This window comes from Nostoc commune NIES-4072, assembly GCF_003113895.1.
GTDB classification, from domain to species: domain Bacteria; phylum Cyanobacteriota; class Cyanobacteriia; order Cyanobacteriales; family Nostocaceae; genus Nostoc; species Nostoc commune.
Genome location: NZ_BDUD01000001.1, coordinates 833,107 through 852,398, shown reverse-complemented (window position 1 = coordinate 852,398; position 19,292 = coordinate 833,107). Strand labels below are relative to the sequence as shown.

The window sequence follows — 19,292 nt, the reverse complement described above, 5'->3', positions numbered from 1 at the left end:
GTTATTTTTTGGTTAGATGCGTAAATTGTGTGGACTAATATAACATTTAAGCTAATAAGTTTAGTATAGGATTACTATTTGATTTTTGAACGAAATTAAGTATTGTAGAGTGTGTTAGAACGGAGTTCGTAACGCACTATGAACACGAGTTTGATGCCGTACTCTCCGTGCTAACACATCCTACGTATATTTTCAGAAATCAAACCGGATTCCTATATCAAGTAAGCTGTAAGTATAGATTCTTAAATTATAGAGGCATTTTACGGCTGAATGATACTTGCTTAATCTGGATTTAGATCCCCGACTTCTTGAAGAAGTCGGGGATCTGGTTTTGGTACATAGTTACAAACAGGACATTTTCTTTTTCAGCAATCCTTACGTACTCTCTAACCATAATTTCTAACGTAGACTTGCTGTAAGCAACTCGTAGCGATCGCTTTTCCCCCAGTTCTTGCAAAATAGACTCAAATTCCTCCCAACTGATATCCTCGATATTCACTGTACTACCAGGCGCTAGCCGCATTTGGCTAACAGGTTTAACAACGGGGGATACAGCAGTCATAAGCATTTTCCTTATAAAGGAACTATTCTGAAACTTGAGGCTGGATTAGCTTTAGCGTAACCTAATCAGATCGCTTAGAGGCTAGTTGCAAAAATATGACTCCATTCCTTAAACTCTTTTTCTCTACGTACCAGCATTTGATAAGTTAGTACATAATCTGAAACAATAACAGTTAATACAAAGAGGGGATTACGTTGAGTCACAATCCAGATGCCATAGCCCCGCACGGTGGACAGTTAGTTAACCGTATCGCCACACCAGAACAAAGAGCAGAGTTTCTTTCAAAAGCTGACTTTTTGCCGCGAGTGCAACTAGACGATCGCGCCGTTTCTGATGTAGAAATGATTGCGATCGGTGCTTTTAGTCCACTCACGGGTTTTATGAACCAAGAAGACTACGATCGCACTGTTACAGAAATGCGATTAGCCAATGGTCTTGTATGGTCAATCCCGATTACACTATCGGTAAGCGAAGAAGTAGCTTCCCCGTTGCAAGAAGGCGGTTTAATCCGTCTGGATAACTCCAGAGGCGAATTTATTGGGGTTTTACAACTCACCCAAAAATATAACTACGACAAAACCCGCGAAGCCATAAATGTCTACCGCACTGATGATGCTAAACATCCAGGCGTGCAGGTACTCTATAACCAAGGTAATGTACACCTGGCGGGTGATATTTGGTTGTTGCAACGCGAACCTCATCCCCAGTTTCCCACTTATCAAATTGATCCAGCTGGCTCACGGCAACTATTTAGAGACAAAGGTTGGAAAACCATCGTTGGCTTTCAAACTCGCAACCCCATCCACCGCGCCCATGAATATATTCAAAAGTGCGCTTTAGAAATTGTTGATGGTCTATTTTTGCACCCATTAGTTGGAGCAACAAAAGAAGATGATATCGCTGCTGATGTGCGGATGCGTTGCTATGAAATTTTGCTGGAACACTACTACCCCTTAGACCGGGTAACTTTGGCAATAAATCCAGCCGCAATGCGCTATGCTGGGCCTCGTGAAGCGATATTCCATGCTTTAGTCCGCAAAAACTACGGCTGTACTCACTTTATTGTCGGACGGGATCATGCTGGCGTTGGTGACTATTATGGCACTTACGATGCTCAACACATCTTTGATGAATTTGCCCCAGGTGAATTGGGCATTGTGCCGATGAAATTTGAACACGCTTTCTACTGCACGCGCACTAAGCAGATGGCAACATCTAAAACTAGTCCCAGCAGGCCAGAAGAACGCATCCATCTATCGGGAACAAAAGTCCGAGAAATGCTGCGGCGTGGTGAATTACCTCCACCAGAATTTTCCCGTCCAGAGGTGGCGACAGAGTTAGCGCGGGCAATGCGGATAGAGGTATCGGTTTAGGGCATTGGGCATTGGGTATTGGGTATTGGGCATTGGGCATTGGGCATTGGGCATTGGGCATTGGTAAATAATTAATAGTTATTCTTCCCCCACTCCCCACTCCCCACTCCCCACTCCCTTACTCCCCACACTTTTGTAACTTTACAATACAGAGTTCAGCCCTGTAAGCTGCTAACTGATGGCTGAGGGCTGATAGCTAATTATGGAACGGCGCACGTTTTTAAACAGAATTGGCTCAATACTTGCGGTATTGGGGATAGCTGAAGCTGAGTGGTTGTCTTTGGGAAATCGCTATTATCAGGCTTTGGCACAACCCAGCCCGCGTAAGTTGGCGTTGTTAATAGGTATTAACCAATACCCACAAATTCCATCCCTCAGTGGTTGTCTGACGGATGTGGATTTACAAAGAGAGCTTTTGATTCACCGCTTTGGTTTCCAAAGGTCAGATATTTTAACCTTAACTGAGGAACAAGCTAGCAGGGAATTTATTGAGGCGGCTTTTTTAGATCACCTGGGTAAGCAAGCTAAACCCGATGATGTTGTCGTCTTCCACTTTAGCGGCTATGGCAGCCGTGTCAAATTGGAAACATCATCAGATACAATGCAAAATGCTTTAGTGCCAGTTAATGTGGGTGAATATGCACAAAATGATAAAATAGTCAATTATATATTAGAAGAAACTCTACTGCTATTATTGCGATCGCTCCCCACAGACCGAGTAACAGCAGTATTGGATACTAGCTATTATGCTCCTAGCCCAGTCTTAGGATTAAAAATTCGCGCCCTTCAGGAGTCAGTAGCAAAGCTAGCAGCAGAAGAACTCGACTTTCTCAAACAACTTAAAACTCAGAAATTATCCAGCACTCCGATTGTTTTAGCAGCTACCTCAGAACCAAACCCGCCTGCAAGGGAAGGACTATTTTCTGGTTTTAATGCGGGGTTATTTACCTACGCCTTGACACAGTATTTGTGGGAATTCACCCCACCTACCAAAATTCAAGTCGCCCTCTCGTCGTATATGGAAAATTCTCTATACAAATTGGGTAGTAAACAGCAACCAGGATTATTAAGTAGTCAGGAAAATCCAGATATAACGTCTTTAGTGCCAGACAATATTATTGGTGCAGAAGGCGTGGTGAGTGCTATTGAAGAAGACGGTAAAACAGTTTATCTGTGGTTGGCAGGATTACCACCACAAGTGCTGCTATACTACGGAGTTAATTCTCGATTCACCCTAGCAACAACAGAGCAATTAGTATTGCGATCGCGCACTGGGTTAACAGCAAAAGCACAAATTTCCAAAATTGAAGGTGCAAATCCTCTACAAGTTGGGCAACTCGTCCAAGAAGCAGTCCGGGTTTTACCCCGAAATATTAATTTAACAATAGCTTTGGATACTCGATTGGAAAGAATTGAGCGGGTAGATGCAACAAGTGCCTTCGCTGGATTTTCCCATGTATCCACCGTAATAGCAGGAGAAAAACCAGCTGATTATGTATTTGCCAAGTTACAGGAAATTCCTAGTCGTTATGGTCTATTTTCTCTTGGTGGCGAACTAATTCCCAATACCGCCGGAGAAGTAGGAGAAGCAGTAAAATTAACAGCCCAAAGGTTAGCGCCCAAATTATCAACCCTGTTTGCAGCTAAGTTATGGCGACTTACAGAAAATCAAGGTTCTTCGCGCTTGCCTCTCAAGGCAACCTTAGAAATAATTAGCGGTATATCACCACGGGTGGTGATGCAACGTGAAACAATACGAACTTTTAAACTTGAAACTTCGATAAAAAAATCACTCCCCACTGCGATTGTACCTATCGGTAGTCGAATGCAATATCGAGTGGAAAACCAGAGCGATCGCTCAGTATATTTAATCTTACTGGGATTAAACAATAATCATACAGGAGTTGCCTTCTATTCTTGGGAAACTCCTCAAGAACCAAACACTGGGGACACCAAGCCCCTCCTCAAACAAGTCGTCATCGCCCCAGGTGAAACCCTCACCCTACCCCAAACTAATAGTGCTTCCGAATGGCTGATTTCAGGGCCAGCTTGCTTTTGCGAACAACAAATGATTTTTAGTACTGCCCCCTTTAGCGAAACTATCGCCGCCTTGAGTACTGTTAAGTATTCCACAGCCGAACAACAACCGATTGGTTCATTGTTGAATCCCTTAGACGTTGCACAAGCCTTATTACAAGATTTGCATAACGCCAGCCCCCTCAAAGCGGAGATGAACAGTACAGCAGCCGACTCATATATCTTAGATGTGAATAATTGGGCAAGTCTTAGCTTTAGTTTTCAGGTTGTGTAAACCAGGATAAGCTAATCGTCATTCATTTTTCCAGAATGATTCGCTTGTAGTAAGCGGCTCCAGCCCTACCTTTATACAACTTAAATGCCGATTAGCTTGATGCAATATCCTGAAGTTAAGGCTTGTCATTGTCCACATTTTTATCACAATCAAGCTGTTGCACTAGCCAACATCTCACCAAAAATTAAGTTATAAACTAAAAAATATCTAACTTGCAATTCAGTCGCCAGCAGGAGGAAACTGAGCAAAATATTTTCTATAGTATAAAACAAACCTTATAAATCAACTGGAAACAGCGTATGCCTCTTCACAAACTTGAACATTTTGACCCCAACTATAGAGAAACTTTTGGCGGAGACGACGTTAAATCCCTGGTTCTTTACACTGAAGGAGGAGACAGAGTTGGCTCAGTGGCGGATGTTTTAGTTGATGACCATGGCCATTTTCGGTATTTAGTTATTGATACAAGCTCAGATTTTTTGGGTAAGAAAATATTACTACCAATTGGTCTTTCCCGGATAGACTATCCTGCAAAACGCGTTTATGTTGATGGATTAAGCAGACATCAAGTAGAAGGTTTAGTCGAGTATAGAGAAGACATGGTTGTTGATCATGATTACGAAGAAAATGTCCGTAGTGTATTTCGTTCTCCAAATAGCGGTGTAACTTACGATCGCAATACATATAATTACGAAACAGAACCAGCTTTATACGGGTTGAATAATCAAGAGAATCAAACTTTTAGACTCTATGAAGAACGACTAATTGCCAGCAAACAACGCATCAAAACTGGAGAAGTAACGGTTGGTAAGCACATTGAAACAGACACTGCAAGCGTTACAGTACCTATCCAAAAAGAACGAGTTATAATTGAGCGAGTTGTGCCAACAGAAGCAGGAAAGACCGTAGATTCCAGTGAACTTAAGTTCCAAGAAGGGGAAGTAGCACGCATAGAAGTGTACGAAGAAACGCCTGAGATACGTAAAGAAGCCTTTGTGCGTGAAGAAGTCAGAGTTAAGAAAGTAGTAGAACGTGACACTGTGGAAGCACAAGAAACCATTCGTCGAGAAGAATTAGATGTTGATACTGAGGGTAATTTACAGGTTCAGGAACATGGTACAACTACACATGAGGCTATTTAAGTAGCTGACCAATAAGTTTGTTTGGTAGATTTATCTGAAATAATCATGCAGGCAAAGTTAATTTTTATCTCTGCATGTGTTGTTTTATTAAACAACTAAGATTCCCGACTTTCTAAAGAAATCGGGAATTTAACGCTTTAAAAAATTTGCATTTTAAGTAAGCAAGGATATAGAAACGTAAAATTTATTTGCTCTATTATCATAAAATATCTATAACTTTTGATAATTTAACTTTTAAAGTAATTCATTCGCCAGAAAGAGGTAAACAAATCATTAAATGGCTAACTTAGTTAATAGGAGATGGGAAAGAAAATTTTTGAGGAAAATATAATGGTACTTTACAAATTACAAGACTTTGAGCCTAACTATCGTGATACATTTGAAGGTCGCGATCTTAATGGACTCGGCGTTTATACACAAGGAACTGATGAAAAAGTTGGTACTGTCAGCGATGTTTTAGTGGATGAAGAAGGTCATTTCCGCTATCTAGTCGTTGATTTAGGCTTCTGGATTTTTGGTAAAAAAGTGTTACTACCAATTGGTCGTGCCCGTATCGACTATAACGTTGATCGTGTCTACACAATTGGCTTGACTAGAGAGCAAGCAGAAGATTTACCTGAGTTCAGTGAGCGTCAAGCCCTTGATTATGATTATGAAGAAAGGGTGCGTGGGGTATATCGCCAACCCGCAGACTACGTTCAACCTGTAGATGCATCATTACCATTGGAAGCGACAGCGCCAGTGGATACAACTTATCAGCAGCCGGTTGCGCCAACTTACAATCGTGATAACTATAATTACGAACATGAGCCTTCTTTATATGGGTTAAATGAGCAAGATCATCAAACTCTGAGATTGTATGAAGAACGGCTGATTGCCAGCAAACGCCGCCAAAAAACTGGAGAAGTAACGATTGGTAAGCACGTTGAGACTGATACTGCACGGGTTACAGTGCCAATAGAAACAGAGCGAGTTGTGATTGAACGTGTAACTCCAGCAGATGCAGGTACTGCCGTTTCTGGGCGCGAAGCAGACTTCCGTGAAGGCGAAGTTGTTCGCGTAGAAATCTATGAAGAAACTCCTGAAGTTCGCACAGAAGCATTTTTGCGTGAAGAAGTCAGAGTTAAAAAAGTAGTTGATCAAGACACAGTTGAAACTCAAAAAACCGTGCGTCGTGAAGAATTAGATGTCAATTCTGGTAATCTTCCCATTGAAGAACGCTAAATAACAAAGTCATTAGTTGCAAACTAATGACTAATAATAAATTCAACACAGTACAGGTGAGGCTGTAGAATTAGCTTTACCTGTGCTTCCAATAACTAATACAACTTTAGATTTTGGATTGCGAATATTTCTCTGAATATAGGTTAGATAAATACATCTATCGCAATCATTTTCTAAATGGTATTTAGATGATTGATACATTTAATTTAGCTAACTAGAAAATAGCTCATAAAGATTGCACTATGAATAGCCAACCGATGACAAAAAACATTGGAGAGGCAAACTCTGATTCTCAAACTAGCACCTCATTAGCAGATTTAAGAAAGAAGGTGGAAAATTTTGCTGTGTTCGATCAGCAAGGTCGGCTAGTAGGAGTAGTTCATGATTTAATTGTGGATGCTAATCGTAGATTAAACCTAGTTGTGAATCAAAAAACTCTAGAATATGGTCAGCAGTTAGCTGAAAAACATCCTTCTTTATTTCGGTTGCAGAGCCAAAGAATAAAAAAAATAGACAAGCTGACTAAATCTGTTTTCATAGACTTAAATAAATCAGAAATCGAATATATGCCTGAATATTTAGAAACAGAAACACCAGGCGATGCCTATCGGCAAGTTGCTCCGCATCTACGCACACTATCAGAAAACTCAACTGAGCAACTAGGGAATTATCAAACTACAAATAGCCCAGTTGAGTCAGTAGATTTAGATGAGGCTACGGAAGAACAGATTATTCATTTACTAGAAGAACGACTAGTTGTTGAAAGCAGTAAGCGTAAAATTGGTGAGGTGATTGTTCGCAAAGAAATTGAAACCCGGATGATACAAGTTCCTGTCCGGCGTGAAAAGTTGATTGTAGAACAAATTAGCCCAGAACACAAACAACTTGCAGAAATTGATTTAGGACAAGAGGAAATTTCTGGCATTGACTTAACGGAAGTAAAAAGACTTGAGGTTCAGCATTTTGGTAGTGGTTTAATGGTAAGTGGTGAATTTAGCTCACCTAAGACTGCTAGTTTATTGTTGAATGCGATCGCACTAGAGCAAAATCACGGTTGCAACCAAGTGCGAGTGACCATCGCTGTTGAAGATGAGTCACACCAGAAAAAATATCAGGAGTGGTTTGATCGCTGTTCTAAAAGTCAGTAACCAAATCCTGAAAAATGAGTTAGTTTCTCGCTGATTGTTAGGGTGGGCATTGCACACCCTATTTTTTTTGCTGATTTAAGAAAAGAAAGTTGAAATTTTCGTTCCCTTGTGGGTAAGTGGAATGTCAAAATACTAAGCAGTTGCCGTTTTTTTGGCTACTTGCAATGAAATTTCGACTAAAGAGACTTTCACCGAAGAAAAAACAGCGTCTGATCCCACCTATTCAGATTCAAGTTCGAGATGGAAAATTTGAGATTATGGGTATGGGTGCATGGCATTCTTACTGGCGCGATCCCTACCATCTGCTGCTAACGATTCCCTGGACTGGCTTTCTCATCCTGATCTGTACTTTCTATATAACTATTAATGTTCTATTTGCCCTAGCTTACTGGATAGGAGGAGATTGTATTGCCAACGCCCGACCTGGCTCTTTTTCAGATCTCTTTTTCTTTAGCGTGCAAACCCTAGCATCCATCGGCTATGGGGCATTGTATCCTAAAACAACTTACGCCAACATCATTGTCACCATTGAAGCAATGATCGGTTTGGTGGGAATTGCTGTGATGACGGGACTAGCTTTTGCTCGATTCTCCCGACCTACAGCCCGTGTGCTTTTTAGTCGTGTTGCTGTAATTACACCTCATAATGCAATGCCGACTCTAATCTTTCGCAGCGCTAATCAGCGTCGCAATATAATTCTGGAGGCGCAGATGCGAGTCTACTTAATGCGCGACGAGATAACCTCAGAAGGGCAGTTCATGCGTCGGTTCCACGACCTCAAACTGCTGAGGAACCAAACACCTAGCTTCACGTTAAGCTGGTCAGTGATGCATGTCATTGATGAGTTTAGTCCTTTATATGGCATGACACCAGAATCGTTAATCCAGACAAATACTATACTGATCGTCTCTTTGAATGGCATTGATGAAACGGTTGCACAAGTTGTCCATGCCCGTCATACTTATGGTGCTAATGAGATTTTGTGGAATAGTCAATTTGTCGATATTTTCCATCACACACCCGATGGACATCGCTATATTGATTACAACCGCTTCCACGATGTTTTACCTTTGGATGAAGACAGTTAAAATGCCTGCAACGTTACTCCAAAGTCTGATTGACAGGAGCTTCTAAAGGTTTAACGACAACCCGACCATTTTCAACTACAGTGCAACTTTTAACCATCCTCTTGCTGGGGTTAACTGGCACATCCTGGCACTGGTTTTGGTGAGAGATATTTTGCTCTTGTTGTTGATTGAGGACGACAACACAACAGGGACACGAGGAGAAGGACATATAAAATATTTTGATCTCTATATCTATTATCGCTCTACTGATGCTGTTTGGCTGAAAAATTATGCTACTCATGTATTGATCATTGATGATTGTTTTTTGATATATACCTCGCTTTGAAAGTCGGCGATTTAAACCAATTCGCAATTCGCAATGACGCTCGTTCCTCGCTAACGCAATTCGCAATTACGTTTTGTGACGGGGATTTAGACCCCGACACAAAACGTGCTGCCTATCTTGCTGGGGACTTAAACCCCCAAAGTTCGTTAAAGCGTATATAGGAAACTAGTGGTTCATCGCATTAATTTTGCGGGGCTACTAGATCCCCGACTTCTTCAAGAAGTCGGGGATCTTAACACCACTAACCTCTCAAAAATTTTGAGACAGACTACTAGTAGATCACGGCGGAAATAGAGCAACCATTTAAAATCCCTAAAAACCCCATTCCATAATACTTTTGACCTTTGATTTTTGAATACGTGATTTCCCCATTGCAGTACTAGGACTGTAAATACTTGCTTTCTTGTGCTTGTAAGCTGTTTGATATATGTAAACCAAGTAAACAGGAAAGCGGTTATAGATCCCGCCCCGCTTTCCTCCCTGCTTAAACTTCTCTAGCAGGGTTAGACAGTGGGTTTTTCTAATGAAAAAATTTCTGAGATACCTGGGTTTAGGTTTGCTATCTACGTTTTTGACTGCAACTCCTGGATTGGGAGCTGAACGTATTAGCTTTTATTACCCTCCCTTCGGCGAATTCTCCTTGTCTGTAGACTCGCTGGAAACTTTTGCGAAAGTTGGCAAAATCGATCAAGATTTTTCATTTTATGCTAGCCGTGCTACGCCTCAACAACTCTCTCAACTGCGGGATCTGCTTCAGCAAAGGTTCAATATCACTCCTACACTTGTATCTCAAGTTACCTACTCACCTATAGGCGAACAAGTGATGCAACAGCTAGGAGAATTACTCCTCACTGAGTCTCGACAGAACGGGTTCTATGCCATACGTGCCTCTTTGATTTTGGCTGCTGCCGATCGCGAAGGTTTAACGGTTGTGAATTTGTTGCGGAAATTTCCTAGCAATACTGTGCGAGTGAATTTCACTGGAGGGTTAAAGATAGTTGATGACTTGTCACAATTGCTCAAAAAAAGGGATGAAGTTGTTGCCTCTCTTCAAAAAGAAGCGATCGCTCAATCAGCCAATTCAAAAATTGATTTCTCACAACAGCCAGATTTGCGATCGCCAGGAAAATTCCGTTGGCAGAAAAAGACCTTTGACCTAAATGACTTTTCTCGCTCACGCCGTCTACCGGTAGATATCTATCTGCCGGAAGCCGATTCACAAAGCACTAAAGAACTGGCTTCGCCTCCCTTTCCCCTGATTGTAATTTCTCATGGCATCGCCTCAGATCGCTCTACCTTTGTCTACCTGGCTGAACATTTAGCATCCTATGGTTTTGCTGTTGCTGTACTGGAACACCCTGGTAGTAATGCCGAACGCTTTCAACTATATTTTGCGGGTTTGGCCGGGCCGCCAGATCCATCAGAATTTATCAATCGACCTTTGGATATCAAATATCTCCTCAATGAACTCGAACGTCTGGACAAATCTGATCCCACCCTCCAAGGAAAACTCAATTTTCAGCAAGTTGGCGCGATCGGTCAGTCCTTTGGCGGTTATACTGTTTTGGCTTTAGCAGGAGCAAATATTAACTTTGAGCAACTGAGGCGAAACTGTAATCGCAATAATTCATCCTTTAATTTATCGCTCTTGTTGCAGTGTGAAGCAAATAAATTACCCTTAAGAAATTACCAACTCAAAGATGATCGTATCAAGGTCATCATGGCCATTAATCCAATTGACAGCTTAGTTTTGGGTGAGGCCGGAGTGAGTCAAATAAAAATTCCAGTAATGCTGGTAGGAGGTAGTCAAGATATTTTTGCCCCACCCGTATCTGAGCAGATTCGCCCCTTTACCTGGCTTTCTAACTCTAATAAGTACCTAGCTTTGATCGAAAACGCCACCCACTTTTCAGCGATCGCAGAACCTACTTCTGAAAATGGTGTCTTACCTGTGCCACCTGCCTTGCTAGGCCCTGATCGTGCCCCTGTTTATTCCTATCTCAACGCTCTCAGCGTAGCTTTTTTGCAAACCCATCTCCTCAACCGCCCTGAATACCGTTCCTATTTGCAGCCTTCCTACGCCACATTTATCAGTAAAGCGCCACTTAATCTTAGTATTTTACAGTCGTTGTCGGCAGATCAATTCAATCAAATTTGGAATGGATCAGCCCCTTCCCTACAGGACGCTACGCAAAGGGGGAAGTCAAAAGTCAAAAGTCAATAATTTTGAACCCCATAAAAAAATTTGGGGGCGAGAGACGATCGCCTCCTCGCATAAGCACAAAAGGCTAACTGTAACGTAGTTTGTAAAGTTTTGTAAAGAATTGGCTGACTCTGCATAAAACCATAAGCGGCAACTGATATCTCAATAGAGACTTATTGGCCACTTACCAGGCAGGATTTTTTCATCATGAAAAAAGTGTTTGCATTAATTGAAAAAGAATCAGCCAAATTTGCTCAATTAGCCTTTTTTGAGTTTTTAGTAAATAAAAGCAATGCTTTTACACAAAGATTATCTTTTGCTCTTTGTTTTGCACTTTTTGTCATGGGATATGGAGATTTAAACAAATTTTTTTGCTTAGAAGCAACAGTCAACCCAATTCAATATGTTCTTAACAACCAAAACAGTGGAAAAGAGAATAATTGGATATGGTCTTTAAAATATTTAGAATACTTAGCTTTTAACTTATTTTTAAATTTCAGCGACTCTTTAAAATTTATTTATAGAAAACTAATTGATGAACTATATCAGCAAACTTTTCAAGTAAATCCCATTTTTCGAGGAAAGCAGGAGGAAAACTACCCTCCGTCTACTACCTTAGTTGATAAAATTTTTGAAATTTTTACAGCCTTGGTAGATATGCTAGTCAATTTCGCTGAAAAATATAATATTAAAAAATTATTAACTCGAAGTTTAGATGGCTCCGACTTTGCTCAGTTACCGTCCGAGAAGAAAGCTACAGTCGGGGTTTAAATTCCCTTATGTAACTTTCTTCTCTAGGAGACGCTCGGCGAATGTGTGAATTTTGAATTATTATAGTGCTTCTCAATGGCGTGGAATACAGGAAGGAATCTACACATCCGTTAGCAGTCTTGCTTTTCTCAGAATAAATGTCAGTAGGGTTTCTTTTTTGGAAATGATTTCAGCTGTAACTTCCATCCCTGCTTTAATAGGATAGGATTTATCGCTCTTTTTTAAATAAAGTTTCTCTGGCTCAATTGTCACCTCATAGTAAGGCGCAGTTGGAATGGTACTGTTACCCTGAGATGTAATGGCATCGGCACTAATGCCTCTGACAGCACCTTTGAGGATGCCATAATCTGGATACGGATAAGCAGAAACCCGCATTTGTACTTGCCCCTCTAAACATTTTGCGACTTGTGCGACTTTACACAATTGGACTTTACTAATATCTGAGGAAGCAACACGAGCTTTGATTACAACAGGGGCATTGTTGGGAGCAATTTGAGCGATCGCATCTCCAACACGGACAACTTGTCCAGTATTTCTTAATACTAGTTGGAGAATAGTACCGCTCTCAGAGGTACGAATTACAGTTTTTTGCAGTTCCATAAAAACTTGTTTAAGTTCTTGTTGAGCGCTGCTAATTTGATTTTGGATTTCAACTTGACGCCTGATGAGTTCCTGTTTCTCTTTGTTCAATTGAGCAATAGTAGACTCACCTTTGGTCAACTCTTGGGAAATACGTTCTTGTGCGATCGCTACATTAGCATTGCTAGGATTGAGTGCAGCTTTAGCGTTGTCAAGTCTAGCAGTAGCAGCTTTAAAAGCTTGTTCTTTTTCTTTAATTTGGAGAGCAGCGATCGCGCCTGTATTTCCTAGCTGCTGATATCGCTTCAATTCCTCTTTAGCTAATTCAACACCAGCTTCTATTTCTTCTACTTGTGCCAGACTAGTGATTTGTCTATCTTGATAATCTCTTTTGTTGCGACTCAAGTCTGCTTTGGCAGATGTGATTGCCTGCCTCATTGCATTAGACTCAGCAGCCATTTGATTTTCTAACGCTTTTAGTTGTGCATCAATTTGCGCTCGTTGTAACTGATTCTGTTCGATAGTTCCGAGTAGTTGGCTTTTTTTAGTTTGCAATTGCGAGTTGTCGATGAGGGCGATCGTATCTCCCTTTTTCACAACTTGATTTTCTTTCACTTTGATGCTTGTCACCGTTCCCTCAGATGCTGCTTGCACTAACCGGATTTCTCCAGTTGGGCGGACAGTAGCATCAGCTTTTACTATGATGTTGTATTGAAATACACTGGCAAGGCTGAAGGCAGCGCCAACACTTCCAATTAAAAATATTCCTCCCAACCTCGTCCATATACTGACTGAGGGAAGATATTCGTCGTTTTGGACTAGGCGGAGAAAGTCTGGTTGGGGGTCTATGAGCATGAATACTAAAAAACATTTTGGTTCCGTAAATAATCTAGCAAAAAAAATCTACTTAGCGTTAGCGTGACGATCAAGATTTAAGGAGATACTAAAAATAAAAGTTCTCTTCTATTTCAAGAACATTTTTGGCAAAAATCTCATAATTTTGGCGTTTTTGCCTTTCAGGGCGAAAGCGACAGCTTTTACTTTTATTACTGATAAGTCCTTTACCTGTATATAGTTAGTATGTAAATACAAGGTTTTTATACAGCTAACTCTAAATAATAATTAGGCATCTTAGTAGGAACATCAAATCTTTATAATATTTATCGTAAAATTTTATCTTTTCTTTATTAATTTCCGAAAAAATGATATAACAACTACAACTTTTTTAAACCTATTTTTTATTTATAAAAGATTAAGTGAATTTACGCTATTCTATATTAAAATAATTTATATAAATTTACTTCAGCTTTGTATATAAAAATTTAGTGCAAAGTACATTTATGTAAATATGCTTATTCGAAAATGCAGAAACCCAGTTGTGATTTTTCTTACTTACGTAGATGTTTGTTGTATAAAGAATATACTAGTTTTACTAAGCTTATCTTTAACTGCTTATATTTACGTTATTTTCTCAGTATTAATACTAGATATGTTTAAATTATGTATTTTTGAAAAAAAGACATCTTTTAGTTCGTCATATTTATATGAATATGAATATCGACGCTATCTGCTATTTTTTGATAATTGAAATTTTTTAATTAAATTTGTATAAAGAAGAACTATGTAGTATGTTTTTTGAAAAGGTGTAATATATATTTCTTAAAAAAATAATTGCTTGACCTTTAGACCAAGAGTCGTATAATACTTTTAGCGGAACAAAAAAGTAATCAAATATACTCTTTTAATGTTTGTATTTATTACTTTGAAGCGACGCAATTTTAATCTCAACAATCAAGCGAGAACTAAGATTATGGAAAGCACATTGTTCACCACATTAACCGTTACCGAAGAAGTTAGTTTGTCTGGTGGTTGGTACAGGATTCACAGACCCGCTCCTCGGCCCACCACACCCACCACACCCACCACTCCCGCCCCCACTACCCCCACTACCCCCGCTCCTACCCCCGCTCCCAGACCTACAGTGAGCCTGAGCAATATTACTCAAGTCAATGTTATTACTGACAGCAAAGACGCAGTAGCTGTTAACAACATTAGTATTGGTTAAGTAGAACCAAAAGAATAAACGTAAAGACAAAATCTATTCTTTACGTTTATATCTATTAGTTGAAAGTGACGCAGTTTTAAATTCAACAATCAAGCGAGAACTAAGATTATGGAAAGCACATTGTTCACCACATTAACCGTTACCGAAGAAGCTAGTTTGTCTGGTGGTTGGTACAGCAGGAAGCACAGACCCGCTCCCAGACCTACCCCCGCTCCTACCCCCGCTCCTACCCCCGCTCCTACCCCCGCTCCTACCCCCGCTCCCAGACCTACAGTGAGCCTGACTGGTATTACCCAAGTCAATGTTATTACTGACAGCAAGTACGTAGAAGCTGTTAACAACATTAAGATTGGTTAAATAGAACCAAAAGAATAAACGTAAAGACAAAATCTACTCTTTACGTTTATATCTATTACTTGAAAGTGACGTAGTTTTAACCTCAACAATCAAGCGAGAACTAAGATTATGGAAAGCACATTGTTCACCACATTAACTGTTACCGAAGAAGCTAGTTTGTCTGGTGGTTGGTACAGCAGGAAGCACAGACCCGCTCCTACACCCGCTCCTACCCCCGCTCCTACACCCGCTCCTACCCCCGCTCCTACCCCCGCTCCTACCCCCGCTCCCAGACCTACAGTGAGCCTGACTGGTATTACCCAAGTCAATGTTATTACTGACAGCAAGTACGTAGAAGCTGTTAACAACATTAAGATTGGTTAAATAGAACCAAAAGAATAAACGTAAAGACAAAATCTACTCTTTACGTTTATATCCATTACTTGAAAGTGACGCAGTTTTAAATTCAACAATCAAGCGAGAACTAAGATTATGGAAAGCATATTGTTCGCTACATTAACCGCCACCGAAGAAGCCAATTTGTCTGGTGGTAGATATGGGTATAAGGACAAGAAAAAAGAAGAGAACACAAAACCTGCTCCTACTCCCACTCCCACTCCCACTCCTCCCCTTCTTCCTAGTCCCTTAGTGAACATAAACACTATTTTACAATTAAATCTTGTTGTTTTGAGTAAAGGCGTAATAGCTTCTAACACCGCTACTATTCCTAAGTAGAAGGGAAAGAATAAACGTAAAGACACGATTAACCGCGTCTTTACTCAGGTAAAATGTCTTAATCTTAAACAAACTAACCTGCTCCAACAGTCTAGTTTGCCTTTTTGTAAGACATGAGTTTTTTTGCTTATCGCAGTTATTTTAGCATTACGTTTATTCCTACCGCATACTTTTGTTGAACAAAGTTAACAAAGTCTATCAACGTTTCCTATTAGGCAACTGTTGATGGACTTACCTAATGCTTTTGTGAAAGATACTGCTCACCTTGAAGAGTAAAGTAAGGAACTAAGCGCTTCTATTTGAGAAATCGTTTATACCCATTAATTACTCTAGCCAGAGGAAAATCTCAAAGCCTTTTATATTTAGGGTCTTGCTTATTTTCCTTAGTTTCGGGATTTTTACCAACCAATATACGATCATTAAACCCTGGTTATATCTAAACTTTTAGCATTTAGCCTTAATTGTTCTCATTCGAGAGTGATTCAAGAGGAATATTGATCAGAATTGACTAGTTTGTAAAAAACAGCGAAAAAGATATAGCCGTTTTGGTACGTGCTAGCTCTCGTTATATTTCAGTTAATGCAGATTTCCATTAACTTGAAAACTCGTAATTAACATCTGAGGTTAATTATAATCATGAAAAGCACTCAAATCTTCCCAATGTTTGCCCCCCTAACTGAAGCTCAAGAAGTAAGCCTATGTGGTGGTGAAAGCAACGTGGTTTCTTATTCCAATATTATAATTGGCAAAAAAGGAGTAAAGAAACAAACTACAAAAGTTGTGAAAACGAAAACTACCCAAGGAAGAATTTCAGTATCAGGACTATTAAAGAGCCTGGGAATAAACCTATCCTCCCTACTAAAATTTGATTGGTAGTGATAAGTAAGCGGGCGTGAATAATTAAAGTTTAGTAGTAAGCGGTTAGAGCCGCTTACTACTAGCGAATCTAATTAATTTTACATTACATAACATAGTTTGATTTTTTTGCTCAGTTACTTAGTAAAATTAAACTGTTGGTCAAATTATTAACCACGCAGGGACGAAACCCTGCTATTTTTTTAAGTTTTTTTACGATGCTATTGGGTACTGGAGTGTGAAATGAAATACCAAGTTGTTGCACAACATAGTGAAGAGGATTGTGGAGCTGCTTGTCTTGCTTCCGTTGCCAAACATTATCGACGTAACTTTACACTAAATCGCATCCGGGAAGCGGTAGGCACGGGGCAACTTGGAACGACATTGTTGGGATTGAGGCGAGGAGCAGAGGCACTTGGTTTCAATGCGCGTTCGGTCAGGGCATCAAAAGAAATATTAGACCGAATGAACCAAGCACCACTCCCAGCAATCATTCACTGGAAAGGCTACCACTGGGTTGTTTTGTATGGTCAGAAAGGCAAAAAATATGTAATTGCTGACCCAGCCTTTAACATCCGTTATGTCTCTAGAAATGAATTAATGGAGGCTTGGTCAGATCAAGTCATGCTTTTGCTAGAGCCAGATTCGGTTCGTTTTTATGCTCAACCTGATGATAAAGTCAATGGTCTTTGGCGCTTTGCGCGGCGGGCATTGCCTTATGGGGGCATAATATTCGAGGCTTTTCTCTGTGCTATATTTATCGGTCTGCTTTCGTTAACATCTCCTTTTCTGCTTCAAATTCTAACGGATGATGTATTAGTTCGAGGTGATACCCAGCTTCTTATTGGTGTAATTATTGCGGTTGTGGTGATGAATTTGGTGGGAAGTAGTCTGCAATTAGTTCAATCTAACCTGATTGCAAATTTTGCCCAAAAGCTTGAGTTAGGGCTAGTTCTAGAATTTGCTAGGGCAATCTTGCGGCTGCCTCTGGCTTACTATGAATCACGTCGCAGTGGCGAGATTGTTAGCAGATTGCAAGATATTCAACAAATTAATCAGCTAGTTGCTCAAGCAGTTATCAGTCTGCCTAGCCAATTATTTATCGGACTGATTTCTTTGGGTTTCATGGTGTTCTATAGCTGGAAACTCACCTTTGTTGCCGTCGTTGTTGCTATTGTCATGAGTTCATCTACGGTGGTTTTCTTGCCTACACTTCAACAAAAAATCAGAAGTATGTTGGTCTTAGACGCGGAAAATCAGGGTGTTCTTGTTGAAAGCTTTAAAGGAGCGCTGACACTCAAAACTACTACTGCTGCTCCTCAATTTTGGGAAGAATTTCAGAACAGATTTGGTCGGCTCTCAAACCTGACATTTCGCACAGTTCAAATTGGAATTATTAACAGTACCTTTTCTGGTTTAGTTTATGCTATTGGCAGCGTTAGTTTGATTGGTTTCGGCAGCACCCTAGTTATTAATAAGGAACTCAGCATCGGTCAACTGCTGGCATTTAACGGGATGAATGGGAATTTTTTGGCATTAATCGGTGCTGTAATTGGATTTATAGATGAATTCACGCGTGCCAAAACTGCCACGGAACGCTTAACAGAAGTTATCGATTCCACACCTGAAACTCCAAGCGATAGTAGCAAACCCTTTGCTAAAATTCCTAGTGATGCTGATATTATTTGCAAAAACCTAAACTTTCACTACGCAGGCAGGCTAGAGCTACTAGAAGATTTTTCCATCACAATTCCTGGTGGTAAAGTTGTTGCCCTAATTGGTACATCAGGCTGTGGAAAAAGTTCTCTTGCTAAACTGATTGCCGGATTATACACACCTAATTCTGGCAATATTCGCTTTGGCATTTATAATATGCAAGACCTAGCTCTTGATTGTTTGCGGCAACAAGTTGCTCTGGTTCCTCAAGATGCTCATTTTTGGAGTCGCACAATTATTGAAAACTTCCGCTTAGGTTCACCTCACCTCACCTTTGATCAAATTGTCAAGGCTTGCCAAATTGCTGAGGCAGATGATTTTATTAGTAGACTACCTGAAAAATATCAAACTGTTTTAGGTGAATTTGGGTCAAATATTTCTGGTGGACAACGCCAAAGACTGGCTTTAGCAAGAGCTATTGTTAACGATCCACCAATCCTAATTTTAGACGAATCAACTGCTGGACTCGATCCAGTTAGTGAATCTCAAGTTTTAGATCAACTGTTGTTGCACCGCCAAGGTAAAACCACAATCCTGATTAGCCACCGTCCTAGAGTAATTACCCGTGCTGATTGGATTATTTTGCTTAATCAAGGCAAGTTACAAATTCAGGGAACAGTAGAGGATTTGCTTGCCCAACCAGGAAACCATTTAGACTTTTTAACCCCTTAATTACTCACAGTTTTAATTAGTGGTCTGTCTGATTGAATTTGATGAGTTTGTAGTAAGCACTGAAGTGCTTAAAAATCTAGTCGTAGTTACTGATATCCTGCCCTGAACTGAAGTTCAGGGCTGATAGCTGAAGTCCACTCAAGTGGACTAAATAATTAATTCAGTCCACTTGAGTAGACTTTTGCAA

The 19,292-nt window shown here is 40.2% G+C and carries 17 protein-coding genes; 14 read left to right on the top strand and 3 right to left on the bottom strand.

Annotated features, from left to right (window positions below; all coding sequences use genetic code 11):
* Positions 1-292: 292 nt before the first annotated feature.
* A complete protein-coding gene (locus tag CDC33_RS40165) occupies positions 293-562 on the bottom strand; it encodes a hypothetical protein (RefSeq protein WP_244919127.1) in 270 nt (89 codons plus the stop codon).
* Between the two features lie 194 nt (positions 563-756).
* On the opposite strand from CDC33_RS40165, the gene sat reads away from it, so the two are divergent.
* The 6 genes from sat (at position 757) to CDC33_RS03710 (ending at position 8,848) form a co-directional block, all read left to right on the top strand.
* Positions 757-1,935, top strand: a complete 1,179-nt coding sequence (sat, locus tag CDC33_RS03735) for a sulfate adenylyltransferase (protein ID WP_109007351.1) — start codon at positions 757-759, stop codon at positions 1,933-1,935.
* 202 nt (positions 1,936-2,137) lie between these two features.
* Positions 2,138-4,246 carry a caspase family protein gene (locus CDC33_RS03730; RefSeq protein ID WP_109007350.1) on the top strand — a complete coding sequence of 703 codons (2,109 nt, stop codon included), beginning with the start codon at positions 2,138-2,140 and terminating at the stop codon, positions 4,244-4,246.
* 299 nt (positions 4,247-4,545) lie between these two features.
* Positions 4,546-5,388, top strand: coding sequence for a DUF2382 domain-containing protein (locus CDC33_RS03725; protein WP_109007349.1), 843 nt, complete (start codon positions 4,546-4,548; stop codon positions 5,386-5,388).
* Between the two features lie 330 nt (positions 5,389-5,718).
* Positions 5,719-6,612: a DUF2382 domain-containing protein gene (locus CDC33_RS03720; RefSeq protein ID WP_109012425.1), complete on the top strand. Its 894-nt coding sequence runs from the start codon at positions 5,719-5,721 to the stop codon at positions 6,610-6,612.
* A gap of 242 nt (positions 6,613-6,854) precedes the next feature.
* Positions 6,855-7,760 carry a YsnF/AvaK domain-containing protein gene (locus tag CDC33_RS03715; RefSeq protein ID WP_109007348.1) on the top strand — a complete coding sequence of 302 codons (906 nt, stop codon included), beginning with the start codon at positions 6,855-6,857 and terminating at the stop codon, positions 7,758-7,760.
* 164 nt (positions 7,761-7,924) lie between these two features.
* On the top strand, positions 7,925-8,848 hold the full coding sequence (locus CDC33_RS03710) for an ion channel (RefSeq protein ID WP_109007347.1): 924 nt from the start codon (positions 7,925-7,927) through the stop codon (positions 8,846-8,848).
* A gap of 13 nt (positions 8,849-8,861) precedes the next feature.
* On the opposite strand, the gene CDC33_RS03705 is transcribed toward CDC33_RS03710, so the two are convergent.
* Positions 8,862-9,056 carry a hypothetical protein gene (locus tag CDC33_RS03705; RefSeq protein ID WP_109012424.1) on the bottom strand — a complete coding sequence of 65 codons (195 nt, stop codon included), beginning with the start codon at positions 9,054-9,056 and terminating at the stop codon, positions 8,862-8,864.
* 640 nt (positions 9,057-9,696) lie between these two features.
* Between CDC33_RS03705 and CDC33_RS03700 the strand changes: the two genes are divergently transcribed.
* Positions 9,697-11,397, top strand: a complete 1,701-nt coding sequence (locus CDC33_RS03700) for an alpha/beta hydrolase (protein ID WP_109007346.1) — start codon at positions 9,697-9,699, stop codon at positions 11,395-11,397.
* Between the two features lie 186 nt (positions 11,398-11,583).
* Entirely contained in the window at positions 11,584-12,147 is a 564-nt protein-coding gene (locus CDC33_RS03695; RefSeq protein ID WP_109007345.1) for a hypothetical protein, read from the top strand.
* Positions 12,148-12,246: 99 nt separating this feature from the next.
* Here CDC33_RS03695 and CDC33_RS03690 read toward each other — a convergent pair whose 3' ends face one another.
* Positions 12,247-13,581 carry an HlyD family secretion protein gene (locus CDC33_RS03690; RefSeq protein WP_109007344.1) on the bottom strand — a complete coding sequence of 445 codons (1,335 nt, stop codon included), beginning with the start codon at positions 13,579-13,581 and terminating at the stop codon, positions 12,247-12,249.
* 955 nt (positions 13,582-14,536) lie between these two features.
* Here CDC33_RS03690 and CDC33_RS03685 point away from each other — a divergent pair.
* From CDC33_RS03685 to CDC33_RS03660, 6 genes are all read left to right on the top strand, one after another.
* The gene (locus tag CDC33_RS03685) at positions 14,537-14,791 is read left to right on the top strand and encodes a hypothetical protein (RefSeq protein WP_146195771.1); all 255 of its coding nucleotides are present in this window, start codon (positions 14,537-14,539) and stop codon (positions 14,789-14,791) included.
* Positions 14,792-14,899: 108 nt separating this feature from the next.
* Complete coding sequence (locus CDC33_RS03680) at positions 14,900-15,148, top strand: hypothetical protein (protein ID WP_109007342.1); 249 nt, start codon at positions 14,900-14,902, stop codon at positions 15,146-15,148.
* 108 nt (positions 15,149-15,256) lie between these two features.
* On the top strand, positions 15,257-15,511 hold the full coding sequence (locus tag CDC33_RS38285; protein ID WP_109007341.1) for a hypothetical protein: 255 nt from the start codon (positions 15,257-15,259) through the stop codon (positions 15,509-15,511).
* Positions 15,512-15,619: 108 nt separating this feature from the next.
* Positions 15,620-15,862 carry a hypothetical protein gene (locus CDC33_RS03670; RefSeq protein WP_109007340.1) on the top strand — a complete coding sequence of 81 codons (243 nt, stop codon included), beginning with the start codon at positions 15,620-15,622 and terminating at the stop codon, positions 15,860-15,862.
* A gap of 636 nt (positions 15,863-16,498) precedes the next feature.
* A complete protein-coding gene (locus CDC33_RS03665) occupies positions 16,499-16,738 on the top strand; it encodes a hypothetical protein (protein ID WP_109007339.1) in 240 nt (79 codons plus the stop codon).
* A 222-nt stretch (positions 16,739-16,960) separates the two neighbouring features.
* Entirely contained in the window at positions 16,961-19,105 is a 2,145-nt protein-coding gene (locus CDC33_RS03660) for a peptidase domain-containing ABC transporter (RefSeq protein WP_109007338.1), read from the top strand.
* Positions 19,106-19,292: the final 187 nt, after the last annotated feature.

Bases quoted from the DNA above. Each gene is read 5' to 3' on its own strand.
- CDC33_RS40165 (WP_244919127.1), bottom strand. From the start codon at position 562: ATGACTGCTGTATCCCCCGTTGTTAAACCTGTTAGCCAAATGCGGCTA.
- CDC33_RS03730 (WP_109007350.1), top strand. From the start codon at position 2,138: ATGGAACGGCGCACGTTTTTAAACAGAATTGGCTCAATACTTGCGGTA.
- CDC33_RS03725 (WP_109007349.1), top strand. From the start codon at position 4,546: ATGCCTCTTCACAAACTTGAACATTTTGACCCCAACTATAGAGAAACT.
- CDC33_RS03720 (WP_109012425.1), top strand. From the start codon at position 5,719: ATGGTACTTTACAAATTACAAGACTTTGAGCCTAACTATCGTGATACA.
- CDC33_RS03715 (WP_109007348.1), top strand. From the start codon at position 6,855: ATGAATAGCCAACCGATGACAAAAAACATTGGAGAGGCAAACTCTGAT.
- CDC33_RS03710 (WP_109007347.1), top strand. From the start codon at position 7,925: ATGAAATTTCGACTAAAGAGACTTTCACCGAAGAAAAAACAGCGTCTG.
- CDC33_RS03705 (WP_109012424.1), bottom strand. From the start codon at position 9,056: ATGTCCTTCTCCTCGTGTCCCTGTTGTGTTGTCGTCCTCAATCAACAA.
- CDC33_RS03700 (WP_109007346.1), top strand. From the start codon at position 9,697: ATGAAAAAATTTCTGAGATACCTGGGTTTAGGTTTGCTATCTACGTTT.
- CDC33_RS03695 (WP_109007345.1), top strand. From the start codon at position 11,584: ATGAAAAAAGTGTTTGCATTAATTGAAAAAGAATCAGCCAAATTTGCT.
- CDC33_RS03690 (WP_109007344.1), bottom strand. From the start codon at position 13,581: ATGCTCATAGACCCCCAACCAGACTTTCTCCGCCTAGTCCAAAACGAC.
- CDC33_RS03685 (WP_146195771.1), top strand. From the start codon at position 14,537: ATGGAAAGCACATTGTTCACCACATTAACCGTTACCGAAGAAGTTAGT.
- CDC33_RS03680 (WP_109007342.1), top strand. From the start codon at position 14,900: ATGGAAAGCACATTGTTCACCACATTAACCGTTACCGAAGAAGCTAGT.
- CDC33_RS38285 (WP_109007341.1), top strand. From the start codon at position 15,257: ATGGAAAGCACATTGTTCACCACATTAACTGTTACCGAAGAAGCTAGT.
- CDC33_RS03670 (WP_109007340.1), top strand. From the start codon at position 15,620: ATGGAAAGCATATTGTTCGCTACATTAACCGCCACCGAAGAAGCCAAT.
- CDC33_RS03665 (WP_109007339.1), top strand. From the start codon at position 16,499: ATGAAAAGCACTCAAATCTTCCCAATGTTTGCCCCCCTAACTGAAGCT.
- CDC33_RS03660 (WP_109007338.1), top strand. From the start codon at position 16,961: ATGAAATACCAAGTTGTTGCACAACATAGTGAAGAGGATTGTGGAGCT.